Annotated in this window: 20 protein-coding genes; 14 read left to right on the forward strand and 6 right to left on the reverse strand. The window is 36.5% G+C overall.

Features of this window, described 5'->3' with window-relative positions:
* Positions 1-98: 98 nt before the first annotated feature.
* The 3 genes from pap (at position 99) to WMO42_RS00660 (ending at position 4,402) form a co-directional block, all read left to right on the forward strand.
* Positions 99-1,571, forward strand: a complete 1,473-nt coding sequence (gene pap, locus WMO42_RS00650) for a polyphosphate:AMP phosphotransferase (protein WP_055175622.1) — start codon at positions 99-101, stop codon at positions 1,569-1,571.
* A gap of 360 nt (positions 1,572-1,931) precedes the next feature.
* Positions 1,932-3,152: an acetylornithine/succinylornithine family transaminase gene (locus WMO42_RS00655; RefSeq protein ID WP_349191296.1), complete on the forward strand. Its 1,221-nt coding sequence runs from the start codon at positions 1,932-1,934 to the stop codon at positions 3,150-3,152.
* An 83-nt stretch (positions 3,153-3,235) separates the two neighbouring features.
* On the forward strand, positions 3,236-4,402 hold the full coding sequence (locus WMO42_RS00660) for an iron-containing alcohol dehydrogenase (RefSeq protein WP_349191298.1): 1,167 nt from the start codon (positions 3,236-3,238) through the stop codon (positions 4,400-4,402).
* Positions 4,403-4,559: 157 nt separating this feature from the next.
* Here the strand turns inward: WMO42_RS00660 and WMO42_RS00665 are convergent, their stop codons facing one another.
* From WMO42_RS00665 to WMO42_RS00675, 3 genes are all read right to left on the reverse strand, one after another.
* On the reverse strand, positions 4,560-5,048 hold the full coding sequence (locus tag WMO42_RS00665) for an N-acetyltransferase (RefSeq protein WP_349191300.1): 489 nt from the start codon (positions 5,046-5,048) through the stop codon (positions 4,560-4,562).
* 26 nt (positions 5,049-5,074) lie between these two features.
* Positions 5,075-6,169: a PTS sugar transporter subunit IIC gene (locus WMO42_RS00670; protein WP_022502943.1), complete on the reverse strand. Its 1,095-nt coding sequence runs from the start codon at positions 6,167-6,169 to the stop codon at positions 5,075-5,077.
* A 106-nt stretch (positions 6,170-6,275) separates the two neighbouring features.
* Entirely contained in the window at positions 6,276-7,151 is an 876-nt protein-coding gene (locus tag WMO42_RS00675) for a LysR family transcriptional regulator (RefSeq protein ID WP_055175613.1), read from the reverse strand.
* 309 nt (positions 7,152-7,460) lie between these two features.
* Between WMO42_RS00675 and WMO42_RS00680 the strand changes: the two genes are divergently transcribed.
* From WMO42_RS00680 to WMO42_RS00710, 7 genes are all read left to right on the forward strand, one after another.
* A complete protein-coding gene (locus WMO42_RS00680) occupies positions 7,461-8,726 on the forward strand; it encodes an SLC13 family permease (RefSeq protein WP_022502941.1) in 1,266 nt (421 codons plus the stop codon).
* 193 nt (positions 8,727-8,919) lie between these two features.
* Positions 8,920-9,819, forward strand: coding sequence for a L(+)-tartrate dehydratase subunit alpha (gene ttdA, locus WMO42_RS00685; protein WP_022502940.1), 900 nt, complete (start codon positions 8,920-8,922; stop codon positions 9,817-9,819).
* Positions 9,819-10,445: a L(+)-tartrate dehydratase subunit beta gene (gene ttdB, locus WMO42_RS00690; RefSeq protein ID WP_022502939.1), complete on the forward strand. Its 627-nt coding sequence runs from the start codon at positions 9,819-9,821 to the stop codon at positions 10,443-10,445. Before ttdA ends, ttdB begins: the two co-directional genes overlap by 1 nt.
* 290 nt (positions 10,446-10,735) lie before the next feature.
* On the forward strand, positions 10,736-11,446 hold the full coding sequence (locus tag WMO42_RS00695; RefSeq protein ID WP_055306408.1) for a response regulator transcription factor: 711 nt from the start codon (positions 10,736-10,738) through the stop codon (positions 11,444-11,446).
* A complete protein-coding gene (locus WMO42_RS00700; protein WP_349153609.1) occupies positions 11,431-12,654 on the forward strand; it encodes a HAMP domain-containing sensor histidine kinase in 1,224 nt (407 codons plus the stop codon). Before WMO42_RS00695 ends, WMO42_RS00700 begins: the two co-directional genes overlap by 16 nt.
* Before the next feature lie 108 nt (positions 12,655-12,762).
* Positions 12,763-15,678 carry an ABC transporter permease gene (locus tag WMO42_RS00705; protein ID WP_349191303.1) on the forward strand — a complete coding sequence of 972 codons (2,916 nt, stop codon included), beginning with the start codon at positions 12,763-12,765 and terminating at the stop codon, positions 15,676-15,678.
* A 110-nt stretch (positions 15,679-15,788) separates the two neighbouring features.
* Complete coding sequence (locus tag WMO42_RS00710) at positions 15,789-16,454, forward strand: ABC transporter ATP-binding protein (protein ID WP_022502935.1); 666 nt, start codon at positions 15,789-15,791, stop codon at positions 16,452-16,454.
* A gap of 206 nt (positions 16,455-16,660) precedes the next feature.
* Here WMO42_RS00710 and WMO42_RS00715 read toward each other — a convergent pair whose 3' ends face one another.
* The gene (locus WMO42_RS00715; protein WP_022502934.1) at positions 16,661-17,212 is read right to left on the reverse strand and encodes a prolyl-tRNA synthetase associated domain-containing protein; all 552 of its coding nucleotides are present in this window, start codon (positions 17,210-17,212) and stop codon (positions 16,661-16,663) included.
* Between the two features lie 264 nt (positions 17,213-17,476).
* On the opposite strand from WMO42_RS00715, the gene WMO42_RS00720 reads away from it, so the two are divergent.
* A complete protein-coding gene (locus tag WMO42_RS00720) occupies positions 17,477-17,794 on the forward strand; it encodes a type II toxin-antitoxin system RelB/DinJ family antitoxin (protein WP_022502933.1) in 318 nt (105 codons plus the stop codon).
* The gene (locus WMO42_RS00725; RefSeq protein WP_022502932.1) at positions 17,791-18,126 is read left to right on the forward strand and encodes a type II toxin-antitoxin system PemK/MazF family toxin; all 336 of its coding nucleotides are present in this window, start codon (positions 17,791-17,793) and stop codon (positions 18,124-18,126) included. Before WMO42_RS00720 ends, WMO42_RS00725 begins: the two co-directional genes overlap by 4 nt.
* A gap of 135 nt (positions 18,127-18,261) precedes the next feature.
* Here WMO42_RS00725 and WMO42_RS00730 read toward each other — a convergent pair whose 3' ends face one another.
* Positions 18,262-19,017 (reverse strand): phosphotransferase, encoded by a 756-nt coding sequence (locus WMO42_RS00730; RefSeq protein ID WP_318255694.1) that lies wholly within the window; start codon positions 19,015-19,017, stop codon positions 18,262-18,264.
* Positions 19,018-19,254: 237 nt separating this feature from the next.
* A complete protein-coding gene (adhE, locus tag WMO42_RS00735) occupies positions 19,255-21,891 on the reverse strand; it encodes a bifunctional acetaldehyde-CoA/alcohol dehydrogenase (protein WP_349191306.1) in 2,637 nt (878 codons plus the stop codon).
* Between the two features lie 316 nt (positions 21,892-22,207).
* Between adhE and WMO42_RS00740 the strand changes: the two genes are divergently transcribed.
* Positions 22,208-23,935 carry an ABC transporter ATP-binding protein gene (locus WMO42_RS00740; protein ID WP_349191307.1) on the forward strand — a complete coding sequence of 576 codons (1,728 nt, stop codon included), beginning with the start codon at positions 22,208-22,210 and terminating at the stop codon, positions 23,933-23,935.
* Positions 23,935-25,797 (forward strand): ABC transporter ATP-binding protein, encoded by a 1,863-nt coding sequence (locus WMO42_RS00745; protein WP_022502929.1) that lies wholly within the window; start codon positions 23,935-23,937, stop codon positions 25,795-25,797. Before WMO42_RS00740 ends, WMO42_RS00745 begins: the two co-directional genes overlap by 1 nt.
* Positions 25,798-25,801 lie beyond the last annotated feature (4 nt).

Here is a 25,801-nt window from a genome sequence, read left to right on the forward strand (position 1 = left end):
ATTACAGGAATAGCTTTGATGTGGCTTTTATACTGTTAATTTGTCTTATATTCTGTTATAATACTTATAAAAAGTGGGTTAGATTGGAGGATTTGATTATGTTAAAAGATTGGAACAAGGTAGAACAGCCAACAGCAGAGGAAGTGGATAAAAGACTTGCCAATGCAAAGAACAGCCTTTTACAACAGCAGATTGCTATGAAAGAAAAGAAGCTTCCAGTAATCGTACTGCTTGAGGGCTGGGGTGCGGCAGGAAAAGGAAGTGTGCTTGGAAAGTTAATTAAGAATATAGATCCACGTTTTTTCAAGGTTGCAGTTATGGACGAACCGACAGAGGAGGAGAAAAGAAAGCCGTTCCTTTACAGACATTTTGTAAAAATTCCAGAGGCAGGAAAGTTCGTGTTTATGGACAGCGGCTGGATGTCAGAGGTTACAAGCCAGAAGTTAAGCGGCGAGCTTTCAGAGGAAGAATATAAGAAGAGGATAGAGAGTATTAAAAGATTTGAACGACAGCTTACGGATAATGGATATCTCCTGCTTAAGTTCTTCTTTAATATTGATAAGAAGGAGCAGAAGAAGCGATTAAAGAAGTTAGTGGAAGATAAGAATACAGCATGGAGAGTAAGTAAGCACGACAGATGGCAGAATAAGCATTATGATGAATGTATGGAAGTGTATGACCAGTTTCTGTGTGATACCAATCATTCGACAGCACCCTGGTATATAGTAGATGCGAAGGATAAGAAGTGGGCACAGTTACAGATACTAGAGACTATAGTACAGGGCATTGACACAGCATTTGCCAACAGTGCACTGTCAGTTCCGCTTCTTCAGAATGCATTCCCATTAAAGCCAATAAGCAGGTTAGATGAGGTTAGCCTTGATAAAAGCCTTACAGATGAGGAATACGAAAGGCTTCTTGACCTTTATCAGAAGCGTTTAAAGGAGCTTCATAATGAATTATATAGAAAGAAGATACCAGTTATAATTGCATATGAAGGATGGGACGCGGCAGGAAAAGGCGGAAATATCAAGAGAATAACAGAAGCACTTGACCCAAGAGGTTATGAAGTGCACCCAATAGCAAGTCCTGAACCACACGAGAAATCAAGACATTACCTTTGGAGATTCTGGAACCGGCTTCCAAAGACAGGACACGTTGCAATATTTGACAGGACCTGGTATGGACGGGTTATGGTTGAACGTCTTGAGGGTTTTTGCAGTAAGAATGACTGGCAGAGAGCCTATGTTGAGATTAATGAATTTGAGAAAGAACTTTCCGACTGGGGAGCAATTATTGTAAAGTTCTGGGTTCAGATAGATAAGGATACACAGCTTGCCAGATTTAAGGAAAGAGAGAATACACCAGAGAAACGTTGGAAAATCACTGATGAGGACTGGCGTAACAGGGAGAAGTGGGACAGCTATGAGGAAGCCGTTAATGAGATGTTAGAAAAGACTAACACGTCATATGCTCCGTGGCACATACTTGAGTCTAACGATAAGAAGTATGCAAGAATAAAAGCACTTAAGACAGTAATTGAGGCAATTGAAAAGTATGAAGCTAAATAAGAAAAGATTATAACAGGCATATTAATAGCAGTATTAGTATGTATAATAGCAGGAAGTGCAATGTATGTTAATGATTGTTATCACACAGATACAGATAACTGCACAGCATATCTACGATTGTATTTCTTGTAAATAATTCACTTTTTGATAGTTAATATAATTAAGTAAAAGTTAATATAATTGTAAGATTATAATGTTGACATACAATATATTGTGTGTTATTTTATCAGTGTTAAATAAATATACGAATTAATTAAAGGCAAAGGCGCCGTTACAACGAAAGTTGTTCGAGCCTTTGCCTTTTTGATTTGTAAAAAACGTATATGTGCCATACCAATGACACAGGAATGGAGGATTATTATGAAGTTAAAGGATACAGGATTGACAGCACAGGATATTAAGGACAAGGTTAACAAGTATATGATTGAAACTTATGAGCGTTTCGATTTTCTTGCTGAAACCGCAAAAGATATGTATCTTTATGATGAGAATAAGACACCATATCTTGACTTTTACGCAGGTATTGCAGTTAATAATGCAGGAAGCTGTAATGAAAAGGTTGTTGCCGCAGTTAAGGATCAGGTTGAGGACATAATGCATACATTTAATTATCCTTATACAATTCCACAGGCATTACTTGCTGAGAAGGTATGTAAGACAATTGGTATGGATAAAATATTTTACCAGAACTCAGGTACAGAGGCCAATGAGGCAATGATTAAGATGGCTCGTAAGTATGGTGTTGAAAAATACGGACCAAACCGTTATCATATAGTAACAGCTAAGGACGGTTTCCACGGAAGAACATTCGGTGCTATGTCTGCAACAGGTCAGCCAGGCAATGCTTGTCAGGTAGGTTTCGGACCTATGACTTATGGATTTTCATATGCACCATACAATGATCTTAAGGCATTTGAAGATGCCTGCACAGAGAATACAATCGCTATAATGATTGAACCTGTACAGGGCGAGGGCGGTGTACACCCGGCAACTAAGGAATTTATGACAGGTCTTAGAAAGTTCTGTGATGAACACGATATGCTTCTTCTTATCGATGAGGTTCAGACAGGCTGGTGCAGAACAGGTGCAGTAATGTCATATATGAATTATGGCATTAAGCCAGATATTGTATCTATGGCAAAAGGTCTTGGTGGTGGTATGCCAATAGGTGCTATATGTGCAACAGAAGAAGTATCAAAGGCATTTACAGCAGGTTCACACGGAACAACATTTGGTGGACATCCTGTATCATGCGCAGCAGCTTTAGCAGAGGTTAATGAGCTTCTTGACAGAAATCTTGCTGACAATGCCAAGAAAATGGGTGATTACTTCAGTGCAAAGTTAGAGAAGCTTCCACACGTTAAGGAAGTAAGACATCAGGGACTTCTTGTTGGTGTGGAATTCGATGATACAATAAGCGGCGTAGATGTAAAGCATGAATGTTTTGACAGAAAGCTTCTTATAACAGCTATCGGATCACATATAATCCGTATGGTACCACCTCTTATTCTTACAGAGGCAGACTGCGATAAAGCATATGAAATCATCAAGGAAACAGTAGAAAGCCTTAGCACCAAATAGGCACAGATTAATATAACAGCCGCAATTATATAATCGTAATTATGGCTGTTAATAGTAATTACTTGAAAGAATGGAGAATGATAATGGAAAATGTAATTACACAGGAAAGCAGTAAAGATATAGAATTTAATTATTATCTTCCAGTTAATATTGTATTTGGTTCAGGAAAAGTTAATAAAGCCGGCGAGCTTGCTAAGCCTTATGGCAAAAAGGCTCTTATTGTAACAGGAAAAAGCAGTGCCAAGAAGTCAGGGCTTTATGATAAAGTTAATGACAGCTTAAAGCAGGCAGGGCTTGAAACAGAGCTTTTTGATAAGGTATCTCAAAATCCACTTACAACAACAGCCGGTGAAGGAGCAGCTTACGCTAAAGAAAAAGGCTGTGATGTTGTAGTTGCAATAGGCGGCGGAAGCATAATGGACTGTGCTAAGGCAATAGCATTTCTTGCAGTAAATGACGGCGATGTAAGTGATTATATATTTGGAAAGAAGTCAGGTGATAAGGCACTTCCATTAATACTTATACCAACAACATGCGGTACAGGTTCAGAAGGCAACGGATTTGCAGTTCTTACCAATCCTGATAATGGTGATAAAAAGTCACTTAGATGTAATGCAATTGTTGCCAAAGTATCAATTGTAGACCCTGAATGTATGATGACAATGCCTAAATCAGTGCTTGCTTCTGTAGGCTTTGATGCTCTGTGTCATTGTATGGAAGCATATACTTCAAGGATTGCACAGCCATTTACAGATGCACTTAGTCTTTATGCAATAGGGCTTATAGCTGGTAATCTGGTAAATGTATACAGTGATAATGCAGGTAAAGATGGCTGGGAGAAGATAACACTTGCCAGCACAATAGGCGGAATGGTTATTAATACAGCAGGAGTTACTCTTGCACACGGAATGGAACACCCTGCAAGCGGACTTCGTGATATCGTACACGGAAAAGGTCTTGCGGCTCTTACTCCGGCAATTATTGAAGCATCTTATACTGGCAATGAAAGCAAATTTGCTGATATTGCAAAGTTATTTGGCGGTAAGGAAGCTAAGGATCTGGCCTTGAAGATAAGAGAGCTTCTTAAGAGTATTAATCTTAATTGTACACTTTCAGATTTAGGAATAGAAGAAAAGGATATTCCTTGGATGGCAGAGAACTGTATGAAGGTATCTGCTGCAAGTGTTGCGAATAATCCAGTTGTATTCACGCAGGAACAGATAGCAGATATTTATAAGAAAGCATTATAAGGATATTACAATAAATAATATTGAGTATGTAATCTAAACGGATATAGTACAGCTATAACTGGATAGAATTTGTTATCCCCCACCGGTATAAAAGCTTACAGGTGGGGGATTTCTTATTTTTCTTATTTTTAAAATTTTTTATTGTTTTCTTGTATTATTATATTAATTCATAAGCAATTCTTTCAGAACCGTCTTTAACATATATAATTCCACATTTTTTAAATCCATTTTTCTCTATAACGTGTTGCATAATTTTATTGTCGTGGTGTGTATCTATTCTTAAGTGTGATATCTGTTTCTTGCAGTAATTAACAGCAATTTCAAGTACGCCGTGAATAGTTCCGTCACCAGCAATTCTGTGAATTGTGCCGTAAGGTTCATCAGACAGCCAGTGTCCATTGTCAATTACCTGATAAGTGGAATCATCACCAATATGGAAATAAAATACTGCGTGAACCTCGCCATCTGTTTCAATTACATACATTTCTTGCTTTGCAATGTCATTGTCGATTGTTTCCTCAGAAGGATTGTTATTCTTCCACTGGTTAGGATTGCCGTGTTCAGCCATAAATTGTCTTGCGTAAGCGTAGATTTCCATAATGCGTGTTTTATCATTGACCGTAGCTTTTCTTATAGTTGTCAGCATAGTTAAACCTCATTTCCTGTATTATTTTATGAAAGTTTCATATCTCCATCTTTTACCCAGCCTAATTTCTTTAAGAACATATTAATAAGTGGACATATAACTGCTGGAAGTACGAATGATATAAGTATAAGTCCAGCCCAGTCCATAGCGGTAATAGAGGCTTTAGTCCCTGCTGCCACATCATTTACCCAGCCGGAATATACACCAATCTGTCCGACAAGACCACAAGTTCCCATACCGGAAGATACGGCAGTTCCATTCATATTAAGCTTGAAGATGCAGGTTGCAAGAGGTCCAGTAATTGCTGATGTTATAATAGGGGCTATCCATATTCTAGGATTCTTGATTATGTTGCCCATCTGTAACATAGAAGTTCCTATTCCCTGCGATACAAGTCCGCCCCAGCGGTTTTCCTTAAATGACATTACAGCAAAGCCAACCATCTGTGCACAACATCCAGCCACGGCAGCACCGCCTGCAAGACCAGTAAGTCCAAATGCGGCACATATGGCAGCAGATGATATTGGAAGTGTAAGTGCAATACCGACTAATACTGATACAGCAATACCCATAAGGAAAGGCTGTAAGTTAGTTGCAAGCATTATAAGTTCGCCGATTTTCATTGCAGCTTTTCCAAGGGCAGGTGCAATAAGTGCGGCAACGCCTGTTCCAACACCTATAGTTATTAGAGGTGTTACAAGTATATCTACTTTGGTTTCCTTTGAAATCATCTTGCCAGCCTCGGCGGCAATAATTGCTACAAAATATACAGCCAGAGGTCCGCCGGCACCGCCAAGTGCATTGGAGGCAAAACCAACTGTTATAAGCGAGAACAGTACAAGAGGTGGGCATTTGAGTGCATAACCGATTGCAACAGCCATAGCAGGACCACTCATAGCAGAGGCAAGTCCTCCGACAGTATAACTAACGCCGCTTACAGTAGCAACAGTGTCTGTAAGGAAGCCAAGATGAAGCTGTGTACCGAGCGTATTAAGTATTGTTCCGATAAGAAGAGAGCAGAACAGACCCTGTGCCATAGCACCAAGTGCATCAATTCCGTATCTTTTTACAGATACTTCAATGTCTTTTTTCTTTAGAAATGCTTTTAATTTGTCTTTCATTGATTAACTCCTTGTTATTTTATATTTGTATTTTTAATAATACTAATAAGTGATTAATTATATAAAATAATAACTATATAATTAATGTCATATAAATCTATTGTATTTAATTACTATATTTATTAATGATATAAGTTATAAACTTTTCTGCACTGTCGGTTGTATAACTGCCTTTCTTCCATACTATGCCTATATTCTGGTTAATAACAGGACTTATAGGAATTCCTGTAGTACCAGAAAGATTTTTTTGCAGTGATGAATAAAGAAATGCACCACCAAGATTATTACATATAAAGTTCCTTATTGTATATAGCTGACTTGCATGAAGAATGACATTCGGATTCACTCCAGCCCGCTTAAATGCGGTATCAAGTGTTTCATTCTGTACGGAGTCAGTATTATACATAATAAGAGGTTCGTTCTTAATCATCTCAATTGTCACCTCGTGGCATTTGGCAAGCGGGTGGCTTTTGGACACACAGAATACTATTTTGTCATTCATAACAGTGAAGGAATTAAGTTTGTCTATCTCATAAAAGTGCATATTAACAAGGGCAAGGTCAAGTTTACCCTCCTGAACCATATTAGCAGCTCTTATAGAACCATACTCAAATAATTCAAATGATATATCTGGATATAATTCTTTAAAATCTGTTATTAACTGCGGAAAGAATATTGTGCTTAATAGCGGTGGTATTCCAATCTTTACAGTTGCTTTGCACTGTCCTAAGTCGTATAGCTGTTCTAAAGTATTATTATATTGTTCTAAAAGCACAACTGCCTTCTGGTAGAATAATTCCCCTTCTTTAGTAAGGGTTAAATGGTTCTTGGTCCTGTTAAACAGATTAATGGAAAACTCTTTCTCTAATTCTTTGATTGCACTTGATATGGCAGGCTGAGTCACATAAAGCTCAGCTGCTGCCTTTGTTATGCTGTGAAGTCTTGTAACAGCACAGAAATATTGTAACTGTACGATTTTCATAGAATTTTGCTCCTGTTAAATGTATTAATAAGCTCATATAGCTCATATAAGGTAATATTTATTTATAGTGTATACAGAACACATTTGTTAAGTATATATAAAATTATAATTAATTTGTTAAATATTATAGCATATATTTGGTGGTTTTGTCTAAAATTGGTTAAAAGTTATAAATTTTACTTATGAAAGTATTTCTTTTTGTAAATTTACAACAAGAAAATGTCTTTATATAATAAAATCAAGCAAAGGAAATAGAAAAGCCGGTAATAATATTTCTTAAGTAAATATATAGTAAATGGAGGAATTTTGATGAGTCACGCAACAATAACGTTAATATTTTTGTTGTTTGCAATCATAATGTTCATATGGGAGAAACTTCCACTTGGAGTAACATCAATGATAGTCTGCGTGGGGCTGGTTATCACAGGGGTTCTTGATTGGAAAACAGCTTTTTCAGGATTTATAGACAGTAATGTAATATTATTTGTAGCAATGTTTATAGTAGGTGGAGCATTATTTGAAACAGGAATGGCTAATAAGATAGGTGGAGTTGTAACACATTTTGCTAAGTCAGAGAAACAGCTCATAATTGCAATTATGGTAATTGTAGGTGTTATGAGCGGGGTGTTATCAAACACTGGAACAGCAGCAGTTCTTATTCCGGTAGTAATCGGAATAGCAGCAAAGTCAGGTTATTCAAGGTCTAAACTTTTAATGCCGCTTGTATTTGCAGCTGCTATGGGAGGTAATCTCTCACTTATAGGTGCACCGGGTAATCTTATCGCACAGTCAACTATGCAGGAGATTGGCAAGTCGTTTGGATTTTTCGATTATGCCAAGGTAGGCGTTCCAATATTAATAGCTGGAATAATATTCTTCGCATTAGTAGGATACAAATTATTACCAGATACAAAGCCAAGTGAGGACTCAGGTTATGGTAATAAGACAGATTTCAGTGATGTTCAAAAATGGAAGCAGTGGTTATCGCTTATAATACTTATCCTTACATTACTGGGGATGATATTTGAGGACAAGATTGGAATAAAGCTTTGCATAACAGGATGTATCGGAGCTTTAGCATTGATAGTAACTGGTGTAATATCAGAAAAGCAGGCATTAAAGTCAATTGATTTAAAGACAATATTCTTATTCGGTGGAACACTTTCATTAGCATCTGCACTTTCCAAATCAGGTGCAGGTGAGATGATAGCCAATAAGGTAATAGGACTTTTAGGAGATAATCCATCGCCATACCTTTTAACATTTGTAGTATTTATGCTCTGCTGTGTATTAACTAACTTTATGAGTAACACAGCAACAACAGCACTTATGGCTCCTATATGTTTATCAATTGCCACAGGAATAGGTGCTGACCCAAGTGCAGTGCTTATGGCTTGTGTAATCGGCGGCTCTTGTGCATATGCAACACCTATTGGAATGCCAGCTAACACAATGGTAATAGGTGCAGGAGGTTATACATTTAAAGATTATGCCAAGGCAGGAATACCACTTATAGTAGTATCAACAATAGTAAGTATGATATTACTCCCAATTATGTATCCATTCTTCCCTTAAGCTTAGCAGACTAAGCCAGATATTAAACAGATTAAGCCAGGTATTAAGCAGGCTAATCCAGATGTTAAGCAAATTAAGCTGAGTATAATAATCAGGCTTAAAACAAGAGAAGATTGATAAATAAAACATAAAAGATAAAACAGACTAATTAAACTAACAAAATATTTTACAGGAATTTGAAGGAGGAATTAATATGTCAAAAGAAGCACAGGTAAAACAGCTTACAGATTATATGGCAAAGTTTATTGCCTATACAGCTAAGAAATTACCAGATGATGTAATTGCGAAGCTTGAGGAGTTAAGAGATAAGGAAGATAGTCCATTATCGAAGACAATCTACAATACAATGTTTGAGAATCAGAAGTTAGCAGTAGAGCTTAACCGCCCAAGCTGTCAGGATACAGGTGTATTACAGTTCTGGGTAAAATGTGGAACTAAGTTCCCACTTATTGATGAACTTGAGGGACTTCTTAAAGAAGCAGTTGTACAGGCAACATTTGAAGCACCATTAAGACATAACAGTGTAGAAACATTTGATGAATATAACACAGGTAAGAATGTTGGTAAGGGAACACCTACAGTATTCTGGGATATTGTTCCTAACAGTGACCAGTGCGAAATCTATACATATATGGCTGGCGGCGGCTGTACACTTCCAGGCAAGGCTATGGTACTTATGCCAGGTGAAGGTTACGAGGGCGTTACTAAATTCGTATTAGATGTAATGACAAGCTATGGACTTAATGCATGTCCTCCACTTTTAGTTGGTGTTGGTGTTGCAACTTCTGTAGAAACAGCAGCATTACTTTCAAAGAAAGCACTTATGAGACCAATTGGCTCACATAATGACAATGAGAGAGCTGCCAAAATGGAAAGACTTCTTGAAGATGGAATTAACTCTATAGGCTTAGGACCTCAGGGTATGGGCGGAAAATATTCTGTTATGGGTGTTAATATTGAAAATACAGCCCGCCACCCATCAGCAATAGGTGTAGCCGTTAATGTTGGCTGCTGGAGCCATAGAAGAGGCCATATTATCTTTGATAAAGACCTTAATTATACAATTACAACACATTCGGAGGTGACTTTATAATGGTAGAGATGAGAAATGGTAAAAAGGTACTTATTACTCCTGTATCAGCAGAGGATTTAAAGGATATTAAAGTTGGTGACATCGTATATCTTGATGGCAGTATGACAACCTGCCGTGATGTTGCGCACAGAAGATTGGTGGAAGAAGGAAGAGAACTTCCTGTAGATGTAAGAAATAATGCTATATTCCACGCAGGTCCAATTATCAGACCATTAGAGAATGACAAGTTCGAGATGGTATCTGTAGGACCAACAACAAGTATGAGAATGGAGAAGTTCGAGTACGAATTTGTTAAGCTTACAGGAGTAAGAGTTATTATTGGAAAAGGAGGTATGAAAGAGAACACAGAGAGAGCCTGCAAAGAATTCGGTGCTATTCATTGTGTATTTCCAGCAGGAAATGCAGTTGTGGCAGCTACAGAAGTAGAAGAAATTGTAAGAGCAGAATGGCGTGACTTAGGAATGCCTGAAACACTCTGGAACTGCCGGGTTAAGGAATTTGGCCCACTTATCGTATCAATAGATACACAGGGCAACAATATGTTCGAGGAGAACAAAGTTATATTCAACCAGAAAAAGGATAAAGCTATAGAGGAAATCTCTAAGCAGGTTGGATTTATTAAATAATTAAAATGCTAATGCAAACAACTAAACGTTAGCATAGACTGACATTACATTAAACCAAACCTAATATTTTAACAAGCAAAGGGCTGCCGCATAATAATATTGGAATAGCTTCCTGTATACATAAGTAGGAAGAAGTTCAATTTAGTGCGGCAGTCCTTGTTTAATATAAGCTGATAACTGAAGGTGAAACAGTCTTTGACGGTTAAGTATGTGCCTGATAAGTAATATAGACATTTATAAATAATCTTGATAAGATACAAAGAAAACATTACTGGAAAGGTTAAAGAATAATGGCAGTAATAAATATATTAGAAGATGATGAAGTTATAAGAGGACAGTTATCACAGCTTCTGCGTGATAAAGGGTATGAGGTTATAGAAAGTGCTGATATCAGTAGTTTTAATAAAATTGATAGTGAGAATACAGACTTATACCTTTTAGATGTGTATTTACCAGACGGAGATGGATTTAGTGTATGCGAAAAGCTTCGCAGTGAAGGCTGTGTGACACCGGTTATATTCTTAACTTCGTGCGATGATGAGGACAGCATAACAAAAGGGCTTGATATAGGCGGTGATGATTATATAACGAAGCCTTTCAGGGTATCTGAGCTTTTATCAAGAATAAGTGCCAATTTAAGAAGACAGGCTATGCTTGATAAAAGTATTTCCAATATGGATAAAAGCAATTCTAATATATATACATTAGGTTCGCTTGTTATTAATTTTGATAATCTTACAATAAAGAAAGCTGCGAAGGATATACAGTTATCACCTACAGAATTTGCATTATTAGAGATACTTGTATGTAACCGCGGCCTTATTGTGAGAAGAGAAGTATTTTTTCAGAAATTATGGGACAGGACGGGAACATTTGTTGAGGATAATACTTTGACAGTAACAGTGAGCAGGTTAAAGACCAAGCTTGGGAAAATGGATAATTCGGACAAGAATTATATAGATACTATAAGGGGAGTGGGATACAGATGGAGAGAGCGATAAAAAAGAGATTATATGTGTATACAATAGGTATGTTTCTTGCAACTGTGGTAGTAGTATCAGTTATCACAATATATTATGAATATAGGGTAAGATATATGGCAACAACCCTGTATGGTGTCAATAAAGAAGCAGGCAAACAGCTTCTGTACATATTATTTTATGGAAGACAAGGTCACACGGGCACAGCAGATTATTCGGCTATATTGCAGGAGGCAGGTTATACAAGAAATGGTGCGTGGTATATGTTCTTATATGGCGGAGAATATATTCCATTTGCCGTAATTATTGGAATTATGGTTATACTGCTTGCTTTTACAATATATAATATTGTAAAAATCGGACATAATGATGTGTACTCATATATGAATAAATTAAAGGAAGATAATGAGAATATATCAAAAGAACTTGGTGCGTACAGAACATATATGGAGAAGCGTAGCAGACAGTTACAGGATTTTACGGAAAATATAGCACATCAGATAAAGACACCGCTTACAGCGTTAAGCCTGTCGCTTGATATGATGGAGGAACAGCTTAACGCCAATATGTCACAGTTACAGATTAATTCCGATATGTCAGGGGAAAAGTCAGAAGCGGAGACTGGAAAAGGGTTTACAGATACAGGTCTGTCCAATAATGAAAAGCTTATTAATAATCTGAATGAATGTTTCAGGCAGACATACAGGATAAGGGATTTTATCACAAGGCTGTTGAAATTAAGCCGAATGGAGTCGGGGAAGATTGTATTAACAGAAGATGATATTAATGTTAATGAATTTATTAATGAAGTCATATCAGAAGTGCCTGTTGTTAATAATTGTAATATAACTTCATATTGTAATGATGAATATTACTTTATTAATGCAGATGAGGAGTGGCTGTTGGAAGCATTTATTAATATAGTACAGAATTGCAGTGAAGAAGCAGAAAATGTGGATATAAATGCCGTATGCAATGCTGATAAGTGCATTATAACAATAAAAGATGATGGAAATGGAATTGCTAAGGATAAGCTTGATAATATATTTAACAGGTTCGAGAGTGGAAAAAGCTATAATTCCCTGCATACAGGAATAGGCCTTAATCTTTCAAAGCTTATAATTGAGGCACATCACGGAAGCGTAAGTGTCAATAATAATGAAGACGGCAGGGGAGTAAGCTTCAGGATAATTATACCTAAATATAATATGAAAAGAAAAGCAAAATAATAACTATACCAATATAATAACGATTGTAAGATTGCTGTAAGATTCATAGGGTATTCTAGTTATAACCTAAAAGAAAGGAGTGGCTGGTATTAATATCAGAGTAATGACGTGAATATTCTAAAAATAACATTTAAAAGCGTAAAAAGAAGATACAGGCAGATTATAAGAGCTGCACTTACAACATTATTTGCAGTATTTTTTGTAACAGCAGTTCTTATATTTCAGGAAAATATGTATCAGTGGCAGATGCAGTCCAATAAAGACAGATTTGGCGACTGGTTTATTATGGATATAGGAAGCAGGCAGCCAGATAGTAATCTTACAGACCACATTTATATTGAACAGCCGGTAAAGGTGTCAAGAAGCGTTAATGTTCTTAACGATGACTGGCAGAGTACAGGCTTTTATGTAGGAAGCTTTTCATCAGAGTTTCTTGCACAGTCACATATAAAGCTTGATGAAGGAAGACAGCCAGAAAATAGTGGTGAGATAGCAATGGACTGGAACACCCTTCTGACACTCGGTTATAACGGTGAGATTGGTGAGAGCATTAATCTTAAATATTGTGACAATAACAGCATAGGCAACAAAGAGAAAAGAAACACAAAGACTTATACACTTGTTGGTATATACAGAAATTATACTAATATATGGAATAATGGAAAGCAGATACCATCAGCAGTTGTAGTGAACAGTGAATTATCACAATTTAATTATGATATACGTTCGGTGTTCTTATATCCTATAAAGGCTTCAATAAAGACTGATGACTACAAAGCAGTATTTGACTCTATAAAGGAAAAGACATCAAAGAGTTATACATACAATTCAGGTGTATATGATTATAAGCCTTGGGGTTCAACAAGCATATATATTTATATGTATTTAATAGTTATGGCAATAGGAATAACAGCACTTTCTTACCAGCTTATTGAGTATAAGAATACAAGAAAGGCATCTTATAAGAAATATGCTTCCTTAGGTGCAGACAGTTCACAGCTTAGAAGAATGTATATTATTGAAAATGCTTTGATAATAGTTCCAGCAGCATTGATAGGAATAATTACAGCATTTTTGGCTGGAGGAATTGTAGGAGGCATACTTGAAGGAAAGGCAGGATTTTCATTTTATACAATTAATGTTTCTATTGTGTTAAAAAGTATTGCTTCTGTTGTAATAGCAGTTGTAGTTGAGGAGATAGTAGGACTGTTATCTAATGTTATGGATACAGTTAAAGAGAAGCGTCTTAAGGCAGGAAGCAAAAAGCAGATAGTTAATATTGAGGTTCGTAATAATAATACATCAGGCAGAAAATCCAACCTTAAGGTATCTAATGTAAGCCGTGTAATTACAAGCAGGCTTATGAAGCGTGATGGTGTAGGAATGATAATAGGTGTAAGATTATTTTCACTGTTTATCTGTGTTGTACTTGTATTCAGCGTTATGAAGATAGCTACATCATTTGATAAATATAAGAAAAATAATTCACTTCCTGATATATATGGATATCTGGACATACCATCATCTAATTATAGAACTGATATGATATATATATCTTACCTTAAAGATTTTGATAACTATCCAGCTAAGTCGTTAAATATGGACGAATTTACACAGGTTGATCTTATCAATAAAGAATACAACAGCAGGAATAGATATAATATTCCGTATGATGAATTACGCCAGTTGATATTAGATAATGGTATGACAGCATTATTTACATCTATACCATATAATTCACCAGATAGAATTATAAAGTCTAATTGTGCAATAATGAATTCGCCTTTGGCTAAAGATGGTAATAATAGCATTATAGAAGGTGTGTCATCTGATGTTATAGATGGTTTAAATGAAATACCGGGTATAGTTTCAATTGATTATTCTATATTTGAGTCAGAAAGAACATGGTACTGGGATAACCAGGACTATCATAAGATGGGAATTGACAAGATTATAGCTGCACAGAAGGCTTCATCTATAGCTAAAACTATGAAAGATCCGACTTATGGAAGCCGGTATTTATTTGCAACAGAATATGTAAATCCAACAAAGGAAATATATGATATAGCCAGCAAATATATTGATAAATCCAATATTAATTATGATGACTTTGCAAGTGGAAAACAGGTTATAGTATTTATACAGGATAACTGTGAGGGTGATTATGATGATACATTAAAAGCTGGTGATACATTATATTATAATTATTATAATGTTCCATTTGGACAGTGTAATAAAGGAGGGTATATTACATCAAGCAATGCAGTATATCCATATGATATTCCATTTTTCAATAAATATAATAATAGTGGAAAAATAGATTTACAGGTAGAACTTAAAGATGACGATAATCCTAATACAGCAAGTACAACATATAGTTTCACACAGACTGATTTAGAGGTAGAAACGATGTTTGGTGCCTGTGTAGCACCTCAGGTGGCAGCAGTTATTAAAGTTACAGATGAAGTTAAGGAAGATTTTAATGGTATAATGCCAGATTATGGTTATTATACAGCACTTGCAAGTACGCAACTTGCTAAGCAGGCGGTTGATAACCAGAAAGATCTTATGCTAAGAATTACGGGAGAAGGACTGACAGACGGAATAGATTTTGAATTACAGTATAATCAGATAAAGATAGATTACGACCTGTCATCAACATTTTCTGCTACTAACAACAAAGTTGCACTTTATCTTAAGAGTAATAATATAACTTATAAGTCAAATGTTGACAGCAAGAATGTATACAGAACGCAGCTTGTCAATAATATACTGCAATATGGAATAACTATAATGGCGGTAATAATTATCCAGCTTCTTATAATGGCAATAATTATAAGAAACAGGATAGAAAGCAGACACGGCAAGTTCATTCTCTTTAGAAAAATGGGGATGACAAGAGGGAAATTACTTGGAATATGTATGCGTGAAGCACTTAGGGAATCACTGTGGTGCATAGTAACACTCCCGCTTATGCTTATATTGGAAGTGCTGATATATTCAAGTAATATAAGGAAATTATAGTTATATAGGCACAGGCAGCTTATAAATATATATTTGATTAGGTAATATTAAAAATAATTATATATGGAATTACATATATGCAATTAGAGATATAGAAATGGAGGATAAGTATGGAGGCTATATTACAGGCTAAAGAGATATCCAAGACATATCATACAGGAAGTGTAGATGTTCCTGCATTAAAGCAGTGTTCCCTTGAATTCGGGAAAGGCGAATTTACAGCTATTATAGGAAAGAGTGGTTCGGGAAAATCTACATTATTAAGAATACTTGGAAGTATGGATACACCAGATACAGGCAGTATATTAATAAAAGGCGAGGACATAACACATATGAAGGACAAGAAGCTGTCAGGTTTCAGAAGAAGAAATATAGGCTTTATATATCAGGATTACAGCCTGTTTCCAGAATTTACATCATATGAAAATATAGTTATGCCAATTCTACTTGATGGAAAAAAGCCAGATGATGCAAAGGTTGACGAGATATTATCAGAATTAGAGATAAGCCATTGCAAGAATAAATATCCATCAGAAATGTCAGGTGGAGAACAGCAGAGAGTGGCAATTGCCAGAGCACTTATTACAAGTCCGGCGGTTATATTTGCTGATGAGCCTACAGGAAATCTTGATGCGGGAAGTGCAGAAACAGTTGCAAAGATGTTATCAAAAGCAAGTCAGAAATACGAGCAGACAATAATAATGGTAACACACGACAGACAGATGGCTGATTACGCAGACAGGATAATTACTATTTCAGATGGACAGATACAGTAATATTACATAGCAATAATAAATTGTGGCAGTATATTTCAAGCTATAGCTCATATAGGATTGTGAATTGCTGTTGTATGATTTGCTATTGATTATATATTATAAGTATATTTCACAATGGTATGAAAATAAGTGCTTAGTGTTAATCTATTCGGGGGAATGATAGATAACGCTAAGCACTTTATTTTAAGTGTTAGAGATTAATATACTTAAATATTTTCGTATCGTGGAAGTTCAACTATTATGGCTTCGTGGTGGACAGCAGGGAGAAACTTATCCATAACTTCGCTTGTCTTTAACTTAAGGCTTGAAGTATTGATACAAGGGTGACAGCCAAGAGAAGCTTCTTCAAGTACTTCCTTGTCAATAAGTAACTGGACGTGGTTGTCAGTATCATTCATAAGCCCCATAATAGATACTGAACCCGGTGTTATATCAAGATATTCTTTCATATATTCCTCATCGGCGAATGAAAGTCGTGCAGAGTTAATCTGCTGGCTTAAATCTTTAGTCTTAAATACTTTATCTCCCGGCATCATAAGAAGATAGAATTGTGTTTTCTGTCGGTTGCATAAGAAAAGGTTCTTGCATATAAGTGTGCCAAGAATTTTATCAATATCGTTGCATACTTCCATTGTTGTTGCTGGTTCGTGGTCGGTTCTGTAATATTCCATTCCTAACTGGTCAAGTAAATCATATACTCTGATTTCTTTATCAAGTCTGTCAGCTTCATTGGCTGGTCTGCCTTTTATTAGTTCCATAGTGTTCTTGTAGTCCTTTCTTATGATTATAGTGTATATAATTGATTATAATGTATATAATAATTTATTTTAGTATATTGATTTATTGTGGGGAATGCAAGTTATATAGTGAGGTATTAGTTGTCTGCAATATAATATAGAGTATGGTGTTTGATGTAGATAAGGTTAAAAATAATACATTGTTATAACAATGTATTGACAAAACAACAGGAAAGGCATATTCTAATATTAGAGTAAATTTATAATTTGAAAGGGATGGTAATTATGGCTAATACTAATGTGACTATGAGAATAGACGAGAATTTAAAAAGTCAGTTGCAGGAGTTAGTATCAAATCTTGGAATGGATATGACAACATTTTTTACTATGGCGGCTAAACAGGCAGTAAGAGAGCAGGCTTTACCATTTCACCCGGATATGAATGTTGGGAGATATAGCGATAAAGCATATCAAATGGCAATGGCAAATACTAATTATAATGCTGATGGTAAAGCTGTAATAGCATCAGATGATGAATGGGTAGAAGAAACTGAATGGGATGATATGTTTGAGCAAATGAAAAAAGAAAGAGAGGCAGAATGAGAAAAGGAGAAGTATGGTTTGTAGAATTTCCGTTGGAGGAAGATGCGAGTAGAATAATAAATAGACCAGTTATTGTACTTGATGAAAATGTATTAGGGGTATTATCAGTGAAGATAACTAAACATAAAGTAAGAAAGGAAGACCCTTATGATATTCCAATTATATATTGGAGTGAAGCAGGGCTGAGATTAGCTTCAACTGCTAGAGTATCAAAGGTTACAGTGCTTAATAAAGACAGCTTTATATTTAAAATAGGAAATCTTCACAATGATGATATGGATAGAATAGAAGCTATGTATAGCAAATTTCTTGAAGATAATAATATTATATAAAATATAATAAAACCAGCCATATGATGTCATTTCCCATAAAGGAGGCAGGGGTATCATATGGCTGGTTTTATAAAGTTGAACAATGAAGAATATTAATACATTTGATTAACAGATGTATCGTAAGTTAATATCTGATTACTGGAAATCACATATGTCAATCATAGCCTCAAGCATTTCCTTTTCTTCTGGCTTTTTCTTAGTAAGTCTTGCGGCGGCTACGATAGGTATCCACTTATCAACGTAACGCTTATCAGTAGAAGTCTTTTCACAGAACATTGATATGTACTTATCGGCAAGGGCTTCATCGCTAAGCTTAAGTGTAAGGTAAGTATTAGCCGCATCGGCAGAAGCATTACCTTTAGTAGCGTGTACCCAGTCAACAGCGGTAATTGCAATTATCTGGTTGTTGTCATCAGTCTGTACGATAATATTTTCTGGACAATAATCACCGTGGCATAATTTAGTATGATAAGGAAGCTCTGAAAGTCTTGAGTCCAGCTCATATTTCGTGTCAGCAGGAATATTAAGCTCATTAATCTGTCGCTCAAGCTTACTTTTCATATCGACTAAAAGAGGGTTGCTGTGCTTATTAATAGCTATCTGGTAGTCAACCATAGCCTCTATGTAAGCATCTGCATTTTCAGGGTGTTTAGCTAACAGCTCTTTTAAAGTTTCTCCTTTGGCATATTCGCTTGTGATAGTCCATTTGCCATCTACTACAGATACATTAAGAAGTCGTGGTATATCAAGTCCTGTATCTTCAACTCTTGCAGTGTTAAGTGCTTCATATAATACATCGGATTTGCTGTAAGATAGTGCAAATACTTTCTCAGCCTTATCCTTATCAACGTATACAGATTTTAGAGTTCCTTTATATATACATTTTTTCATAATAACCTCCATTCCTGCCTATTACTATGTAGGCATTCAAGTTCATACGCAGATGTCAATTCTGCGAGAGGGCAATCTTTATAAAGATTGCCACATATCCATTCATATCTTTATATAACGGGACAAGTGGTATTGTACATATCACAAGCCCGTTGTGTCTGTCAGTGAGAATAATGTTATCTGACATTGACAATATATCATCATAATAATATATATAATTTATATTGATTATTTATATTACTTAGTCTTTATATCCTCTGGATTAACCTCTTTTCCATAGTAAGCCTTAAGATACATAGCCTTTATCTCACTCATAAGAGGATATCTTGGGTTAGCACCTGTGCACTGGTCATCAAATGCATTTTCAACCATCTCATCAAGTGTAGCAAGGAAGTCTTTCTCATCAATGCCGTAGTCTTTGATAGTCTTCTTAATTCCAACCTTATCCTTAAGCTCCTCGATAGCCTTTAAGAAGTTTTCAAACTTCTCATCATCGTTCTTGCCGGCAATACCAAGGAAGTTAGCACATTCAACATATCTTTCCTTGCAGTGAGGATAAGCATACTGTGAGAATGTTCCCATCTTAGCTGGAACTTCTGCGGCATTAAAGCGCATTACATCTGTAATAAGAAGTGCGTTAGCAATGCCGTGAGGTATATGGTGGTAAGCACCAAGCTTGTGAGCCATAGAGTGGCATACACCAAGGAATGCGTTGGCAAATGCCATACCAGCCATAGTAGAAGCGGTAGCCATCTGTTCTCTTGCCTTGGCATCGTGAGGTCCATTCTCATATGCCGCTGGAAGATATTCAAATATATTCTTCATAGCCTTAAGTGCAAGACCATCAGTATAATCTGTAGCCATAATAGAAGCATATGCTTCAAGAGCATGTGTTAATGCATCTATACCAGAAGCGGCTGTAAGTCCCTTAGGCTGGTCCATACACATATCAGCATCAATAATAGCCATCTTAGGAAGTAGTTCATAGTCAGCAAGAGGATACTTTATGCCAGTCTTTTCATCAGTGATAACTGCGAAAGGTGTAACCTCTGAACCAGTACCAGAAGAAGTAGGAATAGCTATAAAGTAGGCTTTTTCGCCCATCTTAGGGAATGTGTAGATACGTTTTCTTATATCCATAAATCTCATAGCCATATCCATAAAGTCAACTTCAGGATGTTCGTACATAACCCACATAATCTTGGCAGCATCCATAGCAGAACCACCACCGATAGCAATGATACAGTCAGGCTCAAAGCTGTTGATAGCCTTAGTTCCTTCAATAGCACATTCTAATGTAGGGTCTGGTGCAACATTGAAGAAGGTTGTGTGTGTTATGCCAAGTTCATCAAGCTTGTCGGTAACGCACTTAGTGTAGCCATTCTTATATAAGAACTGGTCTGTAACAATAAATGCTTTCTTCTTGCCTAATACAGTCTTTACCTCGTTAAGTGCAACAGGAAGGCAGCCTTTCTTAAAGTATACCTTTTCAGGTGCTCTGAACCACAGCATATTTTCTCTCCTCTCAGCAACAGTCTTAATATTAATAAGGTGCTTTACGCCTACATTTTCAGATACAGAGTTACCGCCCCACGAACCACAGCCAAGTGTAAGAGAAGGTGCTAACTTAAAGTTATAAAGGTCACCGATACCGCCTTGTGAAGAAGGTGTATTAATAAGAATACGGCAGGTCTTCATAGCTTCCTCGAACTTAGCAAGCTTGTAGTTTTCAGTTGCAGAATTAATATATATAGAAGAAGTATGACCAAATCCGCCATCAGCTATTAGACGCTCAGCTTTACTTATGGCGTCATCAAAATCCTTTGCCTTATACATAGCAAGAACAGGAGATAACTTCTCGTGTGCGAATTCTTCTGAAAGGTCAACAGAAGTAACTTCGCCAATGAGAATTTTGGTGGTTTCAGGTACTTCTATGCCGGAAAGCTTTCCGATATTATAAGCACTCTGGCCAACTATCTTGGCATTTAACGAGCCATTGATAATGATAGTCTTTCTTACTTTATCAAGCTCAGTCTTATTAAGGAAGTGACAGCCACGCTTAGTGAATTCCTCTTTAACCTGCTTATATATAGATGAGTCAACGATTACTGACTGCTCAGAAGCACATATCATACCATTATCAAATGTCTTAGAATGGATAATAGAGTTGACGGCAAGTATAACATCGGCAGTACTGTCGATAATAGCTGGAGTGTTACCAGCACCTACGCCAAGTGCAGGCTTTCCAGATGAATAAGCTGCCTTAACCATACCAGGACCACCAGTTGCAAGTATAATGTCGGCTTCTTTCATAAGAGTGTTGGTAAGTTCAAGGCTTGGAACATCAACCCAGCCGATTATACCCTCAGGAGCACCGGCAGCAACAGCAGCCTCAAGTACAACCTTAGCAGCAGCTATTGTGCTTTCCTTAGCACGGGGATGTGGACTTATGATAATGCCATTACGTGTCTTTAATGAAATAAGAGTCTTGAATATAGCAGTAGAAGTTGGATTAGTTGTAGGAATAACAGCGGCAACAACACCGATAGGCTCTGCGATCTTCTTAATGCCATAGGCTTTATCTTCCTCGATAACACCGCAGGTTCTGGTATCACGGTATGCGTTGTAAATGTATTCAGCAGCATAGTGATTTTTGATTACCTTGTCTTCAACAATTCCCATACCAGTTTCTTTGACAGCCATCTTGGCAAGAGGTATTCTTGCCTTATTAGCAGCAAGGGCAGCAGCGGTAAATATCTTATCAACCTGTTCCTGCGAATATGCTGAAAAGATACGCTGTGCCTCTTTTACAGAGCTTATAAGCTCTTCAAGAGACTGGATGTTGTCAACTACTAAAGATTTTTCTTTGCTCATAATTAGTTCCCCTTTTCTTAGATAATCATACATATACTTTGTTAGTGATGTATAGTGTTACACGAAGTAACTATCTTAATAAAAATAAGATTGATAATTAATTAACAATCATTATGGTCACACTTTAACACTTATATATGCGGATGTCAATAAATTATTGCCGTTTTATAGAAAGTTTAGAAGTTAATAATTTATCAGTTCCCAATTTAGATATGGATAATCAGGTATTTGAAGTCTGAAGGCTGAAAATATAAGTTGACAGTGCAAAAATTGATGTTACAATAGTTGCAGATACAACAATTGGAGGTGCATTTTAATGCTTAAAAGAATATTTTCTTATATGAAACAGTATAAGAAATATGCCTGTCTGGCACTTTTATGTATTGCTGTTGAGGCAGTGCTTGAACTTATGGTGCCTATGATTATGGCTGATTTAATTGATAATGGTGTTGCTAATGGCGACACAGCTTATATTTATACTAAGGGCTTGCAGATGGCAGGATGTGCGGTTCTGGCACTTATCCTTGGCATTGGAAGTGCAAGATTTTCAGCACTTGCAGGACAGGGACTTGGCGCTAATATAAGGCAGGCAGAATATGAGAAATTACAATCATATTCATTTGCCAATATAGACCATTTCAGGGTTTCTTCGCTGGTTACTCGTCTGACAAGTGATGTTACGAATATACAGAATTCGGTATCAACAGGTATGAGACCATTTGGCAGAAGCCCGGTTATGCTTATATTTGCATCGTCAGTAGCATTTACAATTAACAGAACACTTGCATTCGTGTTTTTCGTGGCACTGCCTATACTTGCCGTGCTTCTCATAATTATTATTATGAATGTCCGTCCACTTTATGGACGTATGCAGAATGCAATAGATTTAGTCAACAGAAGCATTCAGGAAAATCTTACTGCGATAAGAGTAGTTAAAGCATATGTAAGAGGTGATTACGAGGTTTCTAAGTTTGAGGAAGTTAATGCTAATCTTAAGAAAGAGTCAGAGAAAGCATTCGGTATAGCAGTTCTTAATATGCCAGCTATGCAGTTTGTTATGTATGGAACGATTATATCAATTCTCTTTATCGGCGGACATCTTATTAATGCAGGACAGTTAAAGATTGGTGAGCTTACAAGCTTTTTAAGTTATGTTCTTCTTATACTTAATTCACTTATGATGATGTCAAATGTATTTCTTATGATGACACGTTCTTTAGCCTCAGCTTCAAGAATTGTCGAAGTTCTTGATGAAAAAATAGACATAACAGATGAACAGGCAGAGGATATAAGTGTTAAAAAGGGTTCAATTGAGTTTGACCACGTATGGTTTAAATACAAGAAAGAGGCAAAAGAATATGTTCTTTCTGATGTTTCATTTAATATAGAAGCAGGACAGACTATTGGAATAATAGGACAGACGGGTTCAGCCAAGACAACGCTTGTATCACTTATTCCAAGATTATACGATGCAACCAAAGGAACGGTGAGAATAGACGGAATAGATGTAAAAAAATATCCTATGAGACATTTAAGGGATGCTATTGCAGTTGTATTGCAGAAGAACACTTTATTCTCAGGCTCACTGCTTTCTAACCTCTACTGGGGTAATGAGAATGCTTCTATGGAGGAGATAAATGAAGCCTGCCATATTGCCTGTGTAGATGAATTCTTAGACAGACTTCCACAGGGGTATGATACTGATATGGGACAGGGCGGTGTCAATGTATCAGGTGGACAGAAGCAGAGAATATGTATTGCGAGAGCTATATTAAAAAAGCCAAAGGTGCTTATTCTTGATGACTCAACAAGTGCGGTAGATACAGCGACAGAAGCTAAGATAAGAGAGGAACTTGCTAATAAGCTTCCAGATATGACCAAGATTGTAATAGCACAGAGAATATCTTCGGTAAAGCACGCTGACCAGATTATCATACTGGACAGGGGAAAGGTAGCTGCGATAGGCACACACGAAACACTTCTTGCCAATAACAGGATATATCAGGAAATATATGAATCACAGAAGGAAGGAGTGGATTTATAATGGCTAAATATGTTGGATATAAAAGACCTAAAGATACCAAGAAGACATTGAAACAGTTATTCGTATATCTTGGACATTATAAATGGATGCTTATATTAGTAGCATTTCTTGTATTCATAAGTGCAGGAGCTAATGTTACAGGAACTTATCTTATTAAGCCTGTTGTCAATAGATTTATTGTTCCGGGCAATATGACAGGACTTTTAAAGGCTGTTATAGCTATGGGCGTAATGTATGCGTGTGGAGCATTATCAACACTTGGATATAACCGCATTATGGTGAAAATGTCACAGAAGGTTATACAGGATATAAGAAATGATTTATTTAAGCATACACAGAAGCTTCCATTAAAATATTTCGATGCACATACACACGGCGAACTTATGAGCCGTTTTACTAATGATGTTGATACAGTTCAGGAAGCTATGAATAACAGTTTTGCTATGATAATACAGAGTTTTATTATGCTGTTTGGTACACTTACGATGATGATGGTATTAAGCATACGTCTTTCTATGATAGTTGTCGTATTTCTTATTATAATGTTCTTCTTTATCAAATTTAACAGTAAGCACAGTAAGAAATATTTTAACAGACAGCAGGAAGAGCTTGGTAAAATCAATGGATTCGTTCAGGAGATGATGGCTGGACAGAAGGTTGAGAAGGTATTTAACCACGAGGAAAAGGATTACGGGAAATTCTGTGAAATGAATGAGAATTTCAGAAAAGAGTCAACTAATGCACTGGCATTTGCTGGAATGATGATTCCTACAATAGTAAGTCTTTCTTATCTTAATTATGCAATATCAGCCTGTGTTGGCGGTATATTTACATTAAAGGGACTTATGGATTTAGGTACGCTTTCAGCATATCTTGTATATGTAAGGCAGAGTGCGATGCCTCTTAACCAGTTCACACAACAGGTTAATTTCCTGCTTTCAGCCTTATCAGGTGCAGAGCGTATATTTGATATGATGAACGAAGAACCTGAGGTTGATGAAGGCAGGGTTACATTATGTAATGTTACGAAAAATGAAGCTGGTGAACTTATGGAAGCTTCAGGTAATACAGGCATATACGCCTGGAAGGTTCCAGCGACGAAAGATAAAGCAGGCTATCTTGTTGAGTTAAAGGGAGATGTGCGATTTAAAGATGTTGTGTTTGGATATGTAAAAGAAAAGACTATTCTTAATGATGTAACTTTATATGCAAAGCCGGGACAGAAGATAGCATTTGTAGGCTCAACCGGTGCAGGAAAGACAACAATAGTTAATCTTATTAACAGATTTTATGATATCCAGTCAGGAACAATAACTTATGACGGAATAGACATTAAGGATATAAGTAAAGATGATTTAAGAAGGTCAATGGCAATGGTTATACAGGAAACACATCTGTTTACAGGAACTATTGCAGACAATATACGATATGGAAAGCTTGATGCAACAGATGAGGAAGTAAGGGAGGCAGCCGTAATAGCTAATGCAGATTCATTTATAAGAAGGCTTCCAGATGGTTATGATACAATGCTTTATTCCGATGGAAGCAATCTTTCACAGGGACAGCGCCAGCTTCTTGCCATTGCGAGGGCAGCAGTAGCCAAGCCTCCTGTACTTATTCTTGATGAGGCGACAAGCTCAGTAGATACAAGAACAGAAAGACTTATCGAGAATGGTATGGATGCAATAATGGAAGGCAGAACAGTATTCGTTATTGCACACAGATTGTCAACTGTAAGAAATTCCAAGGCGATTATGGTACTTGAGAAAGGACAGATTATTGAGCGTGGAAGCCACGATGAGCTGATAGAGCAGAAAGGAAGATATTACCAGCTCTATACGGGACAATTCGAACTTGAATAAATCG

Origin of the sequence: Lachnospira sp. CLA-JM-H23 (assembly GCF_040096425.1) — a bacterium.
Classification (GTDB): domain Bacteria; phylum Bacillota; class Clostridia; order Lachnospirales; family Lachnospiraceae; genus Lachnospira; species Lachnospira rogosae.